Here is a 16701-nt window from a genome sequence, read left to right as displayed (position 1 = left end):
TTACTCTTGCGACGCTTACTCAACGCCTCCCTCGGCACCCAGCTGTTCGTGCTGCAGACGGTGATCGTTTTCCTCGCGGTGGGCGGTACGGCGGGCGTCTGGATGGAACACACCCGCAGCCAGCTCGACCGGCAGTACCAGCAGCGCGCGCTGGCCATCGCCGAGTCCGTCGCCGGGTTGCCCCAGGTCCGCGAGGCCTTCGCGCGGCCCCGGCCCGAGCTGAGCCTGCAGCCGATCGCGGCGGGGGTGCAGAAGGCCACCGGCGCCGACTACGTGGTGATCGCCAACCGGGAGCAGATCCGCTACGCCCATCCCAACGCGGCCCTCATCGGCGGAAGGCTGTCCACCGACGGATCGGAGGTCCTGACCAGCGGCCACACCTGGACCGGTGTCCAGACCGGCACGCTCGGCCGCTCCGTGCGGGGCAAGGCCCCCATCTTCGACTCCTCCGGCCGGGTGATCGGCCTGGCGTCGGTGGGCGTGCTCCAGGACACCGTCGCCGACGAGCTCGGCTCGGCGCTGCCGCCGCTGATGTGGACCGTGCTCGCCGTACTCCTCGCCGGATCGGCGGCCGCCGCGCTGATCGCCCGGCGGGTCCGCCGCCAGACCTTCGGGCTGGAGCCCCGGGAGATCGCCGCCCTGCTCGAACAGCGCGAGGGGGTGCTGCACGGTGTGAAGGAGGGCGTGCTCGCCCTCGACCTGCAGGGCAGGGTGACGCTGGTCAACGACGCCGCCCGCGAGCTGCTCGGCCTGTCGGCCCACGACGTCGGCAGAGGCCTGCGCGAGATGCCCCTGTCGGACCGGATGCGGGACGTGCTGGACGGCGTGGATTCCGGCGACGACCGGGTGGTGCTCCACCACGACCGCGTGCTGGTGCTCAACCGGACCCCGGTGGCGGTCCGCGAACAGCGCAGCGGCTGGGTGGTCACCCTGCGCGACCGGACCGAGCTGGTACGGCTGGCGCACGAGCTCGACCAGGCCAGCAGTACGACCGACGCGCTACGCGCCCAGGCCCACGAGTTCGCCAACCGGATGCACACCGTGGTCGGCCTGCTGGAGCTCGGCGAGCACGAGACGGCGGTCAGCTACATCACCCAGACCTCCGAGGCCTACGGGCGGCACGCGTCCGGCATCCGGGAGAAGGTCGCCGACCCGACCCTGGCCGCACTGCTGCTGGCCAAGTCCGCCGAGGCGGCCGAACGGGGTGCGGCCCTGGTGCTGGCCGAGGACTGCCGGGTGGAGGAGGACGCGCTCGGCGACCCCCACGACGCCGTGCTGGTGGTGGGCAACCTGGTGGCCAACGCCCTCGACGCCCTGGAGGGCATCGGCGGCATCGGAGGGATCGGGGGCACGGTCGAGGTCTCGATCCGCACCGAGGCAGACGGCCTGCACATCCGGGTCGGCGACTCCGGCCCGGGGATCATGCCCGGCCTGGTCGAGGAGGTCTTCCGCGAGGGCTTCACGACCAAGGTCGCCCACGCCGGACCACGCGGTCTCGGTCTGGCCCTGACCCGGCAGGCCTGCTCCCGCCGGGGCGGCTGGGTGCGGGTGCACAACGCGGACGGCGCCGTCTTCACCGCCCTGCTGCCCAGGCGCGGGGACGCCGCGACGATCGGGGCGCGCGGAAACGGAAGCGCGGACGCGGGGGCGCGCGGGGTGATCGGGAGCGGAAGCGCGGAGGCGGGGGCGCGCGGGGTGATCGGAAACGGAAGCGCGGAGGCGGGGGCGCGCGGGGTGATCGGAAACGGAAGCGCGGACGTGGGGACGGCGGAGTGATCCGCGTGCTCGTCGTGGACGACGATTTCATGGTGGCGAGGATCCACGGCGGCTACGTGGCGCGAGTACCCGGGTTCACCGTGGTCGAGGCGGTGCACACCGGGAGGGCGGCGGTCGCGGCGGTGGCCGAGCACCGGCCCGACCTGGTGCTGCTCGACATCTACCTGCCCGACATGTCCGGACTCGACGTGCTGACGACCCTCAGGGGCGTGTCCCACCCCGTCGACGTCCTGGTGATCACGGCCGCGCGTGACGTGGCCACCGTCCGCGCGGCCATGCGCGGCGGCGCGGTGAACTACCTGATCAAGCCCTTCACCGCCGGAGCGCTCACCGACCGCCTCGAACAGTACGCCGGCACCCGCAGGCAGCTCGCCGCGATCGGGTCCGAGGTTCGCCAGGACGAGGTGGACCGGCTTTTCGGCGCGATCAAGGGAGGAACGCCGCCGCTGCCCAAAGGGTTGTCCGTTACCACCTGCGGTCTGGTCGCCGACGCGCTCAGGGAGTCCGGAACCGACGTGTCGGCGGCCGAGGCGGCGGCGCTCACCGGGCTCTCCCGCGTCAGCGCCCGCCGCTACCTCGAATACCTGTGCGCGACGGGCCAGGCCGAGCTCCGGCCGAGGTACGGCACCGCCGGACGGCCCGAACACCGCTACCGGTGGACGGGATGATTCGTTCCCGCTTTTCGGGTGTCGGCCAACGGTTGTGGTTTAGGGTTAACAAAGGTAAAAACTGCGAAGCAGGAGGAGACGGAGGCCGTGCGGAACGCCGGAGCGTCGATAGACCCACCGACGGATCCGTTCGCGGCGGTTCCCCTCCCCTCGAGCCCGGTCCGGCCGGGTGCCCGCGATCCCGGTGTCCCTCCCGGCGAGAAGCCCAAGGGCGGCTCGCGGCTTCCCCCGGGTGTCTCGCCCGACATCTTCGGTCCCTCCGGATTCGATCGTCCCGCCGGGCCGGTCGGCCCCGGCCGGTCCGCCGGTCCCGCCGCGGGATCGGCGGGATTGCCGCCCGCGGCCTCGCCGCCGCAGCCCTGGCAGATGGCCGCCCGGCCCGAGCGCCCCTCCCGTGACGAGCCCTCGCTCACGTCCGGCGGTGACGGAGACTCCCCGCAGCCGCAACAGCCTCGCTTCGAGGAGCCGCCCCGGCGCCGTCGCCGGGGCCGCAGGGCGGCCGCCGTCGTCCTGCTTCTGCTCCTGCTCGCCGGCCTCGCCTACGCCGTTCCCGCGTTCGTCATGTCCGGCAAGATGCTGCCCGGCACCCGGGTTCACGGCGTCGACATCGGCGGGCTGACCGCGACCGAGGCGGCCGACAGGCTCAGGGATCGGCTGCCGGGTGAGGCCGACCGGGAGATGACCCTCCGCGCCGCGGGCCGGAAATACTCCATCGACCCGGGGAAGGCCGGGCTGGAGTTCGACGTCGTCGCCACCATCGACCAGGCGCCCGGCGGCTTCCCGACCCCGATGGAGGTCTGGCGGGCGCTGACCGGGACGACCGAGCTGACCCCCAAGGTCTCCGTCGACGCCGAGCGGATGGACGGCACCGTCACGGCGCTCGCCAAGAAGGTCGATCTCAAGGTACGCGAGGGCGCGGTCGTCTTCGAGGGGACCAAGCCGGTCACGGTGACCCCCCGCGACGGTCGTGAGCTGGAACGGGAGGCCACGGCCCGCGTCATCAGGAAGGCCTTCATGGGTCCCCCCGGCGAGGTCGCGCTGCCCATCTCGGTGATCAAGCCCAAGGTGACGGCCGAGACGGTCAGGAAGGCCGCCGCCGACGCGGGCAAGGCCCTGTCGGGTCCGGTCACCCTGACCCACGCGGGCAGGCAGGCCCTGCTCCCGGCGGAGACCCTCGCCGCGCATCTGTCCTTCGAGCCTGACAGCTCCGGCGGCATGAGCCCGGTCTTCGACGCCAGAAACGCGGTCGCGACCGTGGAGAGCGGGCTCGTCGATCCGTCCCTGACGCCCAAGGAGCCCACCTTCCAGATCGTCGGCGCCGCGCCGAAGCTGATTCCCGGCCGCAGCGGCAAGGGGATCGACGACGACAAACTCGCCGAAGCCGTGGCCCGCATGGTCACCGAGGGCGGCAGCCGGACGATCCCGGTCGCCCTCACGACCGTTCAGCCCCGCGTCTCCGAGGCCGAGGCGCGCGGGCTCGGCATCAAGGAGAAGATCAGCGAGTTCACCACCCCTTACGACTGCTGCCTGCCCCGGGTGACCAACATCCGCACGATCGCCAAGCTCCTGGACGGTTATCTGGTCAAGCCAGGCGAGACCTTCTCACTCAACGGCGTCATCGGTCAGCGTGACACGGCTCGCGGCTTCGTCCCGGCGCCGATGATCGAGGGCGGCCGGCTGGTCGACTCGGTGGGCGGCGGCATCTCCCAGTTCGTCACCACCATGTACAACGCGGTGTTCTTCGGCGGCCTGGAGGACGTCCAGCACGTGGCGCACGAGTTCTACATCTCGCGCTACCCGGCCGGTCGCGAGTCCACGGTCTCCTGGCCCGCGCCGGACTTCCGCTGGAAGAACGATTCCAAGTACGGCGTGCTGGTGAAGACCTCCTTCACGAACACCGGGGTCACGGTCGCCTTCTGGAGCACCAAGCGCTACGACATCGAGTCGGTCTCCTCCGAGCGTTACGCCGTCACCCCGTTCACGAGCGCGACCGGCAGCGGCCCCGAGTGCATCCCGATGGCCGGCCAGAACGGTTTCACGATCGACGTGACCCGGATCTTCAAGCAGGACGGCAAGGAGGTCAGGCGGGAGACGAAGAAGACCGTCTACAAGCCCGAGACCGACCTCAAGTGCTCTCCCGCCGCTTCCCCCCAGAACGAGTAGCCTCCGGGGTTTCCCCTGCGGTCCCGGGCCGGTCGGCGCGCGGCCGGTGGTGTTCGCGCCGGGGCCGGCCGGGACACCCGTCCACCGCCGCGCGAACCCGGGACGGGCTGCGACCCGCGCCCGTCACGGGGTCATGACCAGGAGGCGGTCGTCGTCCGGGGCGGGGTCGCCGCGGCCGTCCTTGTTGCTCGTGCCGATCCACACCGAGCCGCAGGGAGCGGTGGCGACCGCGCGGAGCCGGCCGTACCGGCCGTCGAATCTGGCGATCGGGGCGCCGGTCGTGCCGTCGGCGGCGACCGGGACCTGCCAGAGCCTGCGGCCCCGCAGGGCGCCGACCCACAGGGAGCCGTGGGCGTAGGCCAGGCCGGAGGGCGAGGCCTTGTCGGTGCTCCAGGTGACGACCGGGTCGATGAAGCGGGAGCCGCCGCCGGTGCCCTCGACCTCGGGCCAGCCGTAGTTGCCGCCCTTTCTGATCAGGTTGATCTCGTCGAACGCGTCGGATCCGAACTCGCTGGCGTACAGGCGGCCGGATCGGTCCCAGGCCAGGCCTTGGACATTGCGGTGGCCGTAGCTCCACAGCACGTTCCGGAACGGGTTGCCGGGAGCGGGCTTACCGTCCGCGGTCATGCGGAGGATCTTGCCGGCCATGGAGCCGAGGTCCTGGGCGAGAGCGCGGTCACCGGTCTCGCCGGTGGTGGCGTAGAGGTATCCGTCGGGGCCGAAGGCCAGGCGGCCGCCGTTGTGGATGGTCCCCTTGGGAATGCCGTCGAGGATCACGGTGGCGTTCGTCAGACCCCGGTCGTAGCGGTAGCGCACGATCCGGTTGTCCCGGGCGGCGGTGAAGTACAGGAAGACGCGGCGGTCCCTGTTGAAGGTGGGGGAGACCGCCACGCCCATCAGGCCGCCCTCGCCGTCGGGGCGCGCGTCGCCGATCCTGGCGATCTCGGTGGTCCTGCCCGCAGCCGTGACCCGCAGCAGTCTGGCGGTGTCGCGTTCGGTCACCAGGGCGTCGCCCCCGGGCAGGAAGGCGATGCCCCAGGGCACGGCGAGATGTCTCACCAGGGTGCGGGGCTCGGCGAGGGGAGTGCCGGAGGCGGGGGAGCCGGGAGTCCGAGCCGCGCCGGCGGGCTCGGCGGGAGCCGCCGAGCACCCCGCCGCCGGCACCGTCACCAGCACCGCCGCCAGCATCGTCAGCAGCCCCGTCAGCAGCACCCTCACCGGCGCCGCCGGGATGGAAGCCGATCGTGCCGTCCGAATCATGCGAACCTCCTTCTTCATTCATACCGTCACGTGCGGGGGGAGGTTCCAGGACGAACCCTGGATAATGCAGCCATGAAGATCTGGGTCCCCTCCAAAGCCGCCGTCGACGTCCTGAGTGATCTGCCCGATGTGGAGTGCGTCGTCTACGACGGCACGGGGCCGGTGCCCGGCGGGGTGGAGGACGTCGAGGTCTGGATCCCGCCGCTGCTGCCGGTGGCGGGGGTCGCGGAACTGCTCGGCCGGATGACCCGGTTGCGGCTGCTGCAGACCGTCACCGCGGGAGTGGACGCCTACCGGCCGCACCTGCCGGAGGGCGCGGTGCTGTGCAACGCGCGGGGCGTGCACGACGCGGGGACCGCGGAGTGGGCGGTGGGAGCCATGATCGCCGTGCTGCGGGAGTTCCCCGGGTTCGCCGCCGCGCAGCGGGAGGGCGAGTGGACCTACCATCACACCGGTGTGCTGGCCGACTCCACGGTGCTGATCGTCGGCTACGGCTCGATCGGCGAGGCGCTGGAGCGGAGGCTGGACGGTTTCGAGGTGGACGTCGTCCGGGTGGCCAGGACCGCGCGGGGGCAGGTGCACGGCCAGGACGAGCTGCCGCGGCTGCTGCCCCTGGCGGACGTGGTGGTGCTGCTGGTCCCTTCCACCCCCGCGACCACCGGGCTGGTGGACGAGGCGTTCCTGGCGGCGATGAAGGACGGCGCCGTGCTGGTGAACGCCGCCAGGGGCGGGGTGGTGGACACCGGCGCGCTCGTCGCGGAGTTGCGCAAGGGCCGGATCCTGGCCGCGCTGGACGTCACCGACCCCGAGCCGCTGCCGGCCGGGCATCCGCTGTGGACGGCTCCGGGAGTGTTCATCACCCCGCACGTCGCGGGCAGCACTCCGGCGTCCGGGCGGCGCCTGCTGAGGCTTCTCCGTTCCCAGCTCCTTCGTCATCTGGCGGGTGAACCGCTCAAGAACGTGATCACCGGTTCATACTGACTGCGATCCTGACTGGCGCGGGCCCGCGCGGCCAGGTCTTTACTGACCGGATTCCGTACCGACCGGGAAAGGAATCCGGACCGTGGCTGCCTCGTGACCTCCGGTGCGTACGGTGAATAACTGCGATCCAGATCGCTCGCATGGTTATCAGATCGGTGACGACAACGGCGTTGTCACCACCCGCATCGGCCGTAGAGCACACACTGACCGTGTGCCGTCGCGGAAGCGAGACGAATCGACACTGATGGGCAGACGACATTGATCCGCTGGCGTGACCCCCGGGTACCGCTGACCGCCGCGGCCGTGACCGGCGTGGTGGGGCTCGTCGCCGCTCTTCTCAGCGGTGCTCCGGCCGCGATCGTCGGCGCGGTGGCGGGCGTCGTCACCGCCGCGGTCGCCGTCGTGTCATTGTGCGCCGCCGTTTTCCGAGGCGTCGATCGGCGCAGGGCGCTGGCCTGGCGCTGGCTGGCCGGCGGCTCGGCCACCTGGCTGGTCGGGGTCGGCGTGCGGCCGCTCGCGGACGGCACGCCTTTCGTGGTGACCTTCGCGGACCTGGTGGTCCTGGTCGGCACGGCGATGCTCACCGTCGGCACCGGCCTGTCCGCCACCCGGCCCCCGCACGGGCGGGCGCTGCTGCGCGATCTCGCCGACTCCTACATGTGCGCCGCCTCGTTCTTCGTGATCGGCTGGGTCCTCCTGCTGGGCCCGGCCTACCGCCAGGCCGACGACGCGGGCACCTTCGCGATCACCATCGCCCCGCCGCTGCTGTGTCTCATCCTGGCCTGCGCCGTGGGGCCCGTGGTGGTGCCGATCCGGCGGTCCGCCTGGCCGATGGGCCTGGCGGCGCTGGCCGTACTGGCCGCCATCACGGCGGCCGAGACGGTCACCGCGCTGGCCCGGGTCAGCGGCCACGCGCCGTCGATGATCGGGATGTGCCTGGCTCCGGCCGCCTTCCTGCTGCTGGCGGCGGTCCCGTGGAGCGCCCGTACGGCGCGCACCCCGGACCCCGACGACGAGGCGAAGCCGTCCGTCAGCCACGCCACCTCCTCGTTGATCGCGGCCGTGCCGCTGATCCTCGTCGTCGTGGCCACCGCCGTCGTGCTCCTGCGCGTGCTCGGCGGCGGGGTGCAGGGACCGGTCCCCGTCCTGGCTCTCGTGGTGGCGTCGATCGTCGCCATCCTGGTGGTGCGCCTGTTCGTGGTGCTGATGGAGACCGGCCGGATGCGGCGCCTGGTGGACCTCGGCGAGCGGCAGCTGCAGGACCTGGCCGAGAGCACCGGCGACGTGGTCCTGTTGTGCGACTACGACGGGGTGGTGCGGGAGATCGGCGAGGGTGTCGAGATCACGTACGGCTACCGCCCCGACGAGCTGATCGGCCGGCCGATCTTCGATTACATCCATCCGGAGGACGTGCCCGGCATCCAGGCGGCGCTGCACGCGATGGGCGCGGACGAGGGGCACGCCGAGGGGCCGGGCGCCTGCATGATCGCCTGCCGGGTTCGGGCGTCCGACGGCACCTGGCGGCCCACCGAGTCGGTGGCCACCCGGCACGTGCGCGGTGAGGACCTACTGCTGGTCACCACCCGCGACGTCAGCGACCAGGAAGCCCTGCGCAACCAGGTCGCCCATCTGACCTTCCACGACGGCGTCACGGGTCTGCCCAACAGGGCCTATTTCGAGGAGCGGACCCGGGAGGTGCTGGCCCGTCCCGGTGCGAGCAGCGCCGTCGTGGTGTTCCTCGATCTCGACGGCTTCACCGCGGTCAACGACTCGGTCGGCCACGCCAGCGGCGACTACCTGCTCGGGCAGGCCGCCCGCAGGCTCCGCGCCGCCGTACGGGCCGACGACACCCTGGCCCGATGGGGCGGCGACGAGTTCGCGGTGCTGCTGGAGGTGGCGGTGGACGCCCAGACGGCGGTCGACCTGGCCGAGCGGCTGGTCCGCACGGTCTCGTCCGAACCGTTCCGGGTGGCCGATCGCGACGTCGCGCTGACCGCGAGCGTCGGGGTGGCCTTCGCCGACGACGACGTCTCCTCGGCCGACCTGATCCGCAATGCCGACGTGGCGATGGCCAGGGCGAAGGACCTCGGCGGGCGGCGGGTGGAGGTGTTCGCCGCGCACATGCACGCCGACGTGGTCCGGCGTCTGGAGCTCGCCGCCGACCTGCAGCGGGCGTTGCTGGAAAACCAGTTCGCGATCGAATACCAGCCGGTGGTCGATCTGGCCACCTCGCGCGTCACCGCCGTGGAGGCGCTGGTGCGCTGGTGGCGGGGGAGTGCCTTCGTGCCGCCCGAGCAGTTCCTCGGCCCGGCCGAGGACACCGGCCTGATCGTCCCGCTGAGCGAGTGGATCCTGCGCGAGGCGTGCCGGGAGGTGGCCGCCTGGCGGGCGTCCTCCTGGGATATCGGGCTGTCGCTCAACCTGTCGGCCCGGCAGATCATGGCGCCGCGCTTCGTGGAGACCGTCGAGTCGGCGCTCGCCGAGAGCGGCCTGCCGCCCAGCGCGCTGACGCTGGAGGTCATCGAGGAGATGCTGGTCGAGGACGCCGAGGAGACCATCACCCGGCTGTCGGAGCTGCGCAGACTCGGGGTACGGCTGGCCATCGACGACTTCGGCACCGGTTACGCCTCACTGGCGTTCCTGCGCCAGCTTCCGGTGGACATGATCAAGATCGATCCGTCGTTCGTCTCCGGGCTCGGCCGCGACGACACGCTGACGCTGCTGACCCGCACGATCGTACGGCTCGGCCATGACCTGGGACTGATCGTGGTGGCCGAGGGCATCGAGCGCCCGGAGCAGCTCGAACTGCTGCGGGAGATGGGCTGCACCCGGGGTCAGGGCTTCCTGGTGGCGCGGCCGATGGCCGCTCGCGGCGTCGACTCCCTCATGCGCACCAGCCTGTCCAGCCTGCACAGCGGGGTCTGACGGGGCTGTTCCGGCCCGCAGACCCGGCTGTGTCCTCCATCACTTTTTGCCCGCTTCGCTGGCTCGTTTCGCCCGGTGGGCGGCGTTCGCGGTCGTGCGTGTCATCTCGGACTTTGAGACACCTGTCCCATGAATTTGACGCAGACGCGTTTCGTCGGCCATGGTGGAGCCATGCATCACAGTGGGATTCTCGTAGTACTTCGCCGGCGCGCAGGCCGATAGCGAAGCACTTCGACCTGCGCGCCGCCCCAGCTCCGCCGTCTCAGGCGGAATGGGGCATTTTTTATGCCGCCAAACATGCTGAGCCACACAAGGAACGAGCCGATGACCGAACAGATGACAGGTGCCCAGGCCCTCGTCAGAGCGCTGGAGCACGTCGGGGTCGACACTGTGTTCGGGATCCCGGGCGGCGCGATTCTCCCCGCCTACGATCCCCTTTACGACTCGCCCAAGGTCAGGCACGTGCTCGTGCGGCACGAGCAGGGCGCGGGCCACGCGGCCCAGGGCTACGCGCAGGCCACCGGCAAGGTCGGGGTCTGCATGGCGACCAGCGGTCCGGGCGCGACCAACCTGGTCACCCCGATCGCCGACGCCTACATGGACTCGGTCCCGATCGTCGCGATCACCGGACAGGTGCCCAGCAACGCCATCGGTACCGACGCGTTCCAGGAAGCCGACATCTCCGGCATCACCATGCCGATCACCAAGCACAACTTCCTCATCACCGATCCGGACGACATCCCCAGGACGATCGCCGAGGCCTTCCACATCGCCTCGACGGGACGGCCGGGGCCGGTGCTGGTCGACATCTCCAAGGACGCCCTCCAGGCGAGGACGACCTTCCAGTGGCCGCCGGTCATGCAGCTGCCCGGCTACCGCCCGGTGACCCGGCCGCACTCCAAGCAGATCCGGGAGGCGGCCAAGCTGATCGCCGAGGCCAAGCGGCCCGTGCTCTACGTCGGCGGCGGCGTGCACAAGGCGCGGGCGGCGGCGCAGCTGCTGGAGTTCGCCGAGCTGACCGGCATCCCGGTGGTCACCACGCTGATGGCGCGCGGCACATTCCCCGACAGCCACCGCCAGCACCTGGGCATGCCGGGCATGCACGGCTCGGTGCCGGCGGTCGGGGCGCTGCAGCGCTCCGACCTGATCATCGGGCTGGGCGTCCGCTTCGACGACCGCGTCACCGGAGAGCTGTCCAGTTTCGCGCCCCACGCCAAGATCGTCCACGCCGACATCGACCCGGCCGAGATCTCCAAGAACCGGCACGCGGACGTCCCGATCGTCGGTGACTGCAAGGAGGTCATCTCCGAGCTGATCGCCGCGGTGCGCAACGAGGACCGCAAGGGCGACTACAGCGAGTGGTGGAGCCAGCTCGACACCTACCGGGAGACCTACCCGCTGGGCTACGACGAGTTCGAGGACGGCTCCCTCGCCCCGCAGTACGTCATGCAGCGGCTGAGCGCCATCGTCGGACCGGACGCCATCTACACCGCGGGTGTCGGCCAGCACCAGATGTGGGCCGCCCAGTTCATCGGCTACGAAAATCCCGGCACCTTCATCAACTCCGGCGGCGCCGGCACGATGGGCTTCTCGCTCCCGGCGGCCATGGGCGCCAAGATGGGCAGCCCGGAGACCACGGTCTGGGCGATCGACGGCGACGGCTGCTTCCAGATGACCAACCAGGAGCTGGCCACCTGCACCATCGAGGGTGTGCCGATCAAGGTCGCGATCATCAACAACGGCAACCTCGGCATGGTCAGGCAGTGGCAGACGCTGTTCTACAACCAGCGTTACTCCAACACCAACCTGCAGACGGTCCGCCGGATCCCGGACTTCGTGAAGCTGGCCGAGGCGTACGGTTGTGTCGGTCTGCGATGTGAGCGTCCGGAGGATGTGGACGCGACCATCAAGAAGGCGATGGAGATCAACGACGTGCCCGTCGTGGTCGACTTCGTGGTGCACCAGGACGCCATGGTCTGGCCGATGGTCGCCGCCGGGACCAGCAACGACGACATCAAGTTCGCGCGCGACATGGCGCCGGTCTGGGACAGCGAGGACTAGCGGTGAGTGATCGAAGCGGGCCGGCAGGCAGGCACAGCGGCTCGGCGGGTGCGCGAGCGGGTCGCCAGGCGAGGAGGAAGGCATGAGCAGGCACACGCTCTCCGTGCTGGTGGAGAACAAGCCCGGCGTGCTCGCGCGCGTCGCGTCGCTGTTCAGCCGCCGCGGGTTCAACATCGACTCGCTGGCGGTCGGGCCGACCGAGCACGAGGACATCTCGCGGATGACCATCGTGGTCAACGTCGAGGACCTGCCACTCGAGCAGGTCACCAAACAGCTCAACAAGCTGATCAACGTGCTGAAGATCGTGGAGCTCGACCCGGCGCAGGCCGTGCAGCGCGAGCTGACGCTGATCAAGGTGCGGGCCGACGCCGAGACCCGCTCCAGCGTGCTGGAACTGGTCAACCTCTTCCGCGCGCGCTGCGTTGACGTCGCTCCCGACGCGGTGACGATAGAGGTCACCGGCACGCCGGACAAGCTGCAGGCCTTCATCAAGCTCCTGGAGCCGTTCGGCATCAAGGAGCTCGTTCAGTCGGGCATGGTGGCCATCGGCCGCGGCGCCCGTTCCATCACCGACCGTTCTCTCCGGGCCCTGGACCGGACCGCGTAAATCGCACGAGAAACCCGAAAGGTTAAGCAAGTGACTGAGATCTTCTACGACGACCAGGCCGACCTGTCGATCATCCAGGGCCGGCACGTGGCCGTTCTGGGTTACGGCAGCCAGGGCCACGCCCACGCTCTGTCCCTTCGTGACTCCGGCGTGGACGTCCGGGTCGGCCTGCCCGAGGGCTCCAAGAGCCGCGAGAAGGCCGAGGCCGACGGCCTGCGGGTGCTCACCCCGTCGGAGGCCGTCGAAGAGGCGGACCTGACCATGATCCTGGCGCCGGACCACATCCAGCGTCACCTCTACGCCGAGCACGTGGCCCCGAACCTCGTCGAGGGCGACGCCCTCTTCTTCGGCCACGGCCTCAACATCCGCTACGGCCTCATCGAGGCGCCCGAGGGCGTGGACGTGGCCATGGTCGCTCCCAAGGGCCCCGGCCACCTCGTTCGCCGTCAGTACACCGCGGGCCGCGGCGTGCCGTGTCTGGTCGCCGTGGAGAAGGACGCCAGCGGCAACGCCTGGGACCTCGCGCTCTCCTACGCCAAGGGCATCGGCGGCACCCGCGCCGGCGCGCTGAAGACCACCTTCACCGAGGAGACCGAGACCGACCTGTTCGGCGAGCAGGCCGTCCTCTGCGGTGGTGTGTCCGAGCTGATCAAGGCCGGGTTCGAGACCCTGATCGAGGCCGGCTACCAGCCCGAGGTCGCCTACTTCGAGTGCCTTCACGAGATGAAGCTGATCGTCGACCTGATGTACGAGGGCGGCATCCACAAGATGTACTGGTCGGTCTCCGACACCGCCGAGTACGGCGGCTACTCCCGTGGCCCGCGCGTCGTGACGCCGGAGACCAAGAAGGAGATGCAGCGTATCCTCGCCGAGATCCAGTCCGGCGAGTTCGCCAAGGAGCTGGTGGAGGAGTTCGACAGCGGCCAGAAGAAGTTCACCGCCTACCGCGAGGAGCTGGCCGAGCACCCGATCGAGAAGACCGGCGCCAAGCTGCGTCCGATGATGAGCTGGCTCAAGTAGCGGCGAGGTCCTTCCCGGCGGCCCGTGAACGGACGGGCCCCGTGGATCGACGGGCTTCGCGCACGGCAGGCCCGTGAACGGACGGGTCCGCAGCCGACGGGCCCCGTGGATGGACGGGTCCGCAGCCGACGGGCCCCGTACGGCGACGCCCCCGCGACGGTGACTTGGGTTCTAATGACCGTCGCGGGGGCGTCGCCGTTGTCTCCCCTGTCTGCGCTGGGAGACTCGGCTGTCACCTGGCGGCGAAGTCCTGGGTCCAGTAGATCTTGTAGCCCTGGGAGCCCTTGGCCATGCCGACACCGATGAGGTTGTACTTGCAGTTCATGATGTTGGCCTTGTGACCTGAGCTGTTCATCCAGGTGCTCACCACGGAGGCCGGGGTCGCCTGTCCCGCGGCGATGTTCTCCGCCCAGCCCGACCCGCCGGTGAAGCCGGCCGCCCGGATGCGGTCCATGAAGCTGCGGCCGTCCTTGGAGGTGTGGCTGAAGTAGTTCTGGGCCGCCATGTCGGCCGAGTGGTCATAGGCGGCCTTGCGGAGCTGCGGGTCGTGCTTGAGCGGCTGGCAGCCGCCCTTCGCCCGCTCCACGTTGACCAGCCGCACGACCTCGTTCTCCTCGGTCGTTCCCACGGTGCCGGCCGGTGAGGTCGGCGTGGCCGAGGGCTTGGCGGTGGGGCTGGCCGTCGGTGTGGTGGTGGGCTTGGCGGTGGGGCTGGCCGTCGGGTTGGGGGTGCCCGTCGGGTTGGGGGTGCCCGTCGGGTTCGGGGTGCCCGTCGGTGCAGAGGTGGGCGTCGCCGTGGGAGAGGGCGTCGGGGAGCAGGACAGCCGGGCCGCCTTGGACCTGCCCGCGTTGCCGCGGTAGTCGGTGACGACCGCGTAGTAGACGCCGGGGGCGCATGGCAGCGCGACGGTGACCCGCCCGTTGCCGCCCCTGCGGGCCGCGCTCTTGACGACGGGGTCGGGGCCGGCCTCGGCGCGCTTGATCCGGATGCGGACCAGCGCGGTGTCGCCGCAGCCGAGCCGCGCGGCGGACGCCTGGATCTTGCCCGCGGCCGTGACGTAGGGGGCTGCCGCGTACACCCGGCACGCGGCCTGCGTCGACGTCTCGGCATGGGCGGTGGCGATCGGCGTGCTGAGTGCCGCCAGGCTCCCGAGGCACGCGAGTACCCCTAGCGGTCTACGCATAACGGTTTCCTCCAGTTGGGTGGACGCTGGACGGATTCCGCATTCTGTCGGTGTTGGACACTCCTTGTCACTAAATTCCCGATATTAACCGTGAGTTCCAGGTAAACCAGAGTGGCCTCAGAGGCGTCTGGGACCGTTCCCTCCTCCTCGCTCTTCCGCGGATCGCCCGCTGAAATAAGGCCTCCCCGCCGCGACGGGGCGCGACGGGGAGGCGACGGGGAGGAAGGAGGGGGAAGGGACGGTCGTTGGGTCAGCTCCGGATGGTCTCCGGCCGGGAACAGCGGTCCGGCACCCGGCGGTCCGGCACCCGGTGGTTCGGTGCGCGACGGTTCGGCACCCGGTGGTTCGGTGCGCGGTGGTTTGCCGCGCGGCGGTTCGGCACCCGGCGGTTCGATGCGCGGCGGTTCAGCACCCGACGGGCTTCAACCAGGAGCATTCGAGGTCGGCGGTCTCCTGCGGGACCTGGCGGAGCTGGACGGTCGCGACGTCGGCCGGGGCGATCCGGCTGAACTGGGCGAGACGAATGGCGATCTTGTCCTCGATGTCCTTGGGGGAGCCGGACAGGAACTGGTTGAGCATCACCGAGAAGACCAGGGGCTCGTTGTCCGCACTGGTCACGTAGCCCGACAGGGACGTGACGCCGGTCAGCGAGCCGGTCTTGGCGTGCACGTTCCCGGCGGCGGGGGTGCCGCGCATCCGGCTGCGCAGCGTGCCGCCCACCATCCGGCCGGGGTCACCGGCGATCGGCAGCGCGCCGTACCAGGTGGAGAACCAGGGCTTGGACCGCAGCGCGATCAGCAGGTTGGTGATACCACCGGGGGTGAGGCCGTCCACCCGGGACAGCCCGGAGCCGTCCCGCATGCGCAGCGTCGGCATGCCGTTGGCCTGGGCGAAGGAGGTGATGGCCGCGAGCCCGGCGCTCCAGGTTCCGGCTCCGGAGACCTTGCGCCCGATCGCCTTGGCCAGGATCTCGGCGTGCATGTTGTTGCTGAGCTTCAGGAACGGGACGAGCAGCTCACCCAGCGGCATCGACTCGTGCGAGGCCACGGTGACGGCTCCCGCCGGGGTCGCCTCGCGGCCGGTGGAACCCAGCACTCGCACGCCGTGCCTGGCCAGCGCCTTGCGGAAGAGCGAGGAGACGTATCTGGTGGGGTCGTCAACGGCGACCCACTCGTCGTACTTCTCCGCGACGGTCCCGGTGATCACCACGGTGTTGGTGTTGTGCTGACGCTCGACCAGCACGTCGGTCTCGGCGCCGGTCGTCGCCCGGTTGTCGATCTTCAGGTAGTCGGTCTCGGGGGTGGTGGAGACCTTGGCGGGCTTACCCGGGGCGTCGCCGGGGGAGACCGAGACGATGACGCTGCCGGCGTCGTAGTCGGTGTCCGGGGAGGCGGTCAGCGCGGAGATCTGCGCCGCGTAGTAGTAGGGCTCGTCGTCCCAGGCCCAGTCGGTGCCGAGCCGTACCGAGTCGAACCAGGTGTCGTCGGCGACCAGCTTGCCGGTGACCACCTTGATGCCCGCGGCGGCCACGCGGGCGGCCAGCGCGTCATAGTCGGCGGCGAGGAGGGTCGGGTCGCCGGTGCCCTTGAGGTAGAGGTTCCCGGTCAGGACCGAGCCGGCGCGGCGGCCGGTGGACAGCACGTCGGTGGTGAAGCGGTAGTCCAGGCCCAGGACGTCGACCGCGGCGGCGGAGGTCACCAGCTTGGCGTTGGAGGCGGGGGTGAGGATCTTGCCCGAGTCCTGGGTGTAGAGCTCCTCGCCGGAGGTGGCGCTGCGGACCACCACTCCCGCCCGCGCGGGGGTCAGCCGGGCGTCGCCGAGGATCTGGTCGATGTCCTTGACCAGGTCGGTGATGCCGGGCGAGGGTTCGAGGGCGCTCGCCGGGGCCGAGACCCAGGCGAAGCCGGCGAGGAGGACGGCGGAGACAGAGATCGTGGTTCGTCGCGACGGGCGCACGGTTTCTCCAGATGCCTAAGGGGTTTGCGGAGATCATGAGGAATCGCGGCCCGCATGACAATACGGAAATGTTCGTATCTTCCGCGTTTGCCATGCTCTTT

11 protein-coding genes are annotated in these 16701 nt (G+C 70.6%); 8 read left to right on the top strand and 3 right to left on the bottom strand.

Annotated elements, in window-relative coordinates:
* Positions 1-6: 6 nt before the first annotated feature.
* The 3 genes from ACQPYK_RS41170 to ACQPYK_RS41160 all read left to right on the top strand — a co-directional run bounded on the left by ACQPYK_RS41170 (position 7) and on the right by ACQPYK_RS41160 (position 4607).
* Positions 7-1776, top strand: a complete 1770-nt coding sequence (locus ACQPYK_RS41170) for an ATP-binding protein (RefSeq protein WP_433244171.1) — start codon at positions 7-9, stop codon at positions 1774-1776.
* Positions 1773-2444, top strand: a complete 672-nt coding sequence (locus ACQPYK_RS41165; RefSeq protein WP_433244168.1) for a response regulator — start codon at positions 1773-1775, stop codon at positions 2442-2444. Before ACQPYK_RS41170 ends, ACQPYK_RS41165 begins: the two co-directional genes overlap by 4 nt.
* Positions 2445-2531: 87 nt before the next feature.
* Positions 2532-4607 (top strand): VanW family protein, encoded by a 2076-nt coding sequence (locus ACQPYK_RS41160; RefSeq protein WP_433244165.1) that lies wholly within the window; start codon positions 2532-2534, stop codon positions 4605-4607.
* 123 nt (positions 4608-4730) lie between these two features.
* Here ACQPYK_RS41160 and ACQPYK_RS41155 read toward each other — a convergent pair whose 3' ends face one another.
* Positions 4731-5867: a PQQ-dependent sugar dehydrogenase gene (locus ACQPYK_RS41155; RefSeq protein ID WP_433244162.1), complete on the bottom strand. Its 1137-nt coding sequence runs from the start codon at positions 5865-5867 to the stop codon at positions 4731-4733.
* A gap of 72 nt (positions 5868-5939) precedes the next feature.
* Between ACQPYK_RS41155 and ACQPYK_RS41150 the strand changes: the two genes are divergently transcribed.
* From ACQPYK_RS41150 to ilvC, 5 genes are all read left to right on the top strand, one after another.
* Positions 5940-6848: a 2-hydroxyacid dehydrogenase gene (locus tag ACQPYK_RS41150; protein ID WP_433244159.1), complete on the top strand. Its 909-nt coding sequence runs from the start codon at positions 5940-5942 to the stop codon at positions 6846-6848.
* A 261-nt stretch (positions 6849-7109) separates the two neighbouring features.
* Entirely contained in the window at positions 7110-9773 is a 2664-nt protein-coding gene (locus ACQPYK_RS41145) for a putative bifunctional diguanylate cyclase/phosphodiesterase (RefSeq protein WP_433259070.1), read from the top strand.
* Positions 9774-10070: 297 nt separating this feature from the next.
* Complete coding sequence (locus tag ACQPYK_RS41140; RefSeq protein WP_433244156.1) at positions 10071-11834, top strand: acetolactate synthase large subunit; 1764 nt, start codon at positions 10071-10073, stop codon at positions 11832-11834.
* 82 nt (positions 11835-11916) lie between these two features.
* A complete protein-coding gene (ilvN, locus tag ACQPYK_RS41135; RefSeq protein WP_433244153.1) occupies positions 11917-12441 on the top strand; it encodes an acetolactate synthase small subunit in 525 nt (174 codons plus the stop codon).
* A gap of 39 nt (positions 12442-12480) precedes the next feature.
* The gene (gene ilvC / locus ACQPYK_RS41130) at positions 12481-13461 is read left to right on the top strand and encodes a ketol-acid reductoisomerase (protein ID WP_433259068.1); all 981 of its coding nucleotides are present in this window, start codon (positions 12481-12483) and stop codon (positions 13459-13461) included.
* A 232-nt stretch (positions 13462-13693) separates the two neighbouring features.
* Here the strand turns inward: ilvC and ACQPYK_RS41125 are convergent, their stop codons facing one another.
* Both ACQPYK_RS41125 and dacB read right to left on the bottom strand, forming a co-directional pair.
* Positions 13694-14644, bottom strand: coding sequence for a CAP domain-containing protein (locus ACQPYK_RS41125; RefSeq protein ID WP_433244149.1), 951 nt, complete (start codon positions 14642-14644; stop codon positions 13694-13696).
* A gap of 405 nt (positions 14645-15049) precedes the next feature.
* Positions 15050-16600 carry a D-alanyl-D-alanine carboxypeptidase/D-alanyl-D-alanine endopeptidase gene (gene dacB, locus ACQPYK_RS41120; protein ID WP_433244146.1) on the bottom strand — a complete coding sequence of 517 codons (1551 nt, stop codon included), beginning with the start codon at positions 16598-16600 and terminating at the stop codon, positions 15050-15052.
* Positions 16601-16701: the final 101 nt, after the last annotated feature.

It is taken from the genome of Streptosporangium sp. CA-135522 (genome assembly GCF_050949235.1).
Classification (GTDB): Bacteria; Actinomycetota; Actinomycetes; order Streptosporangiales; family Streptosporangiaceae; genus Streptosporangium.
The sequence above is the reverse complement of the archived record's forward strand: the minus strand, read 5'-3'. Positions and strand labels throughout refer to the sequence as shown.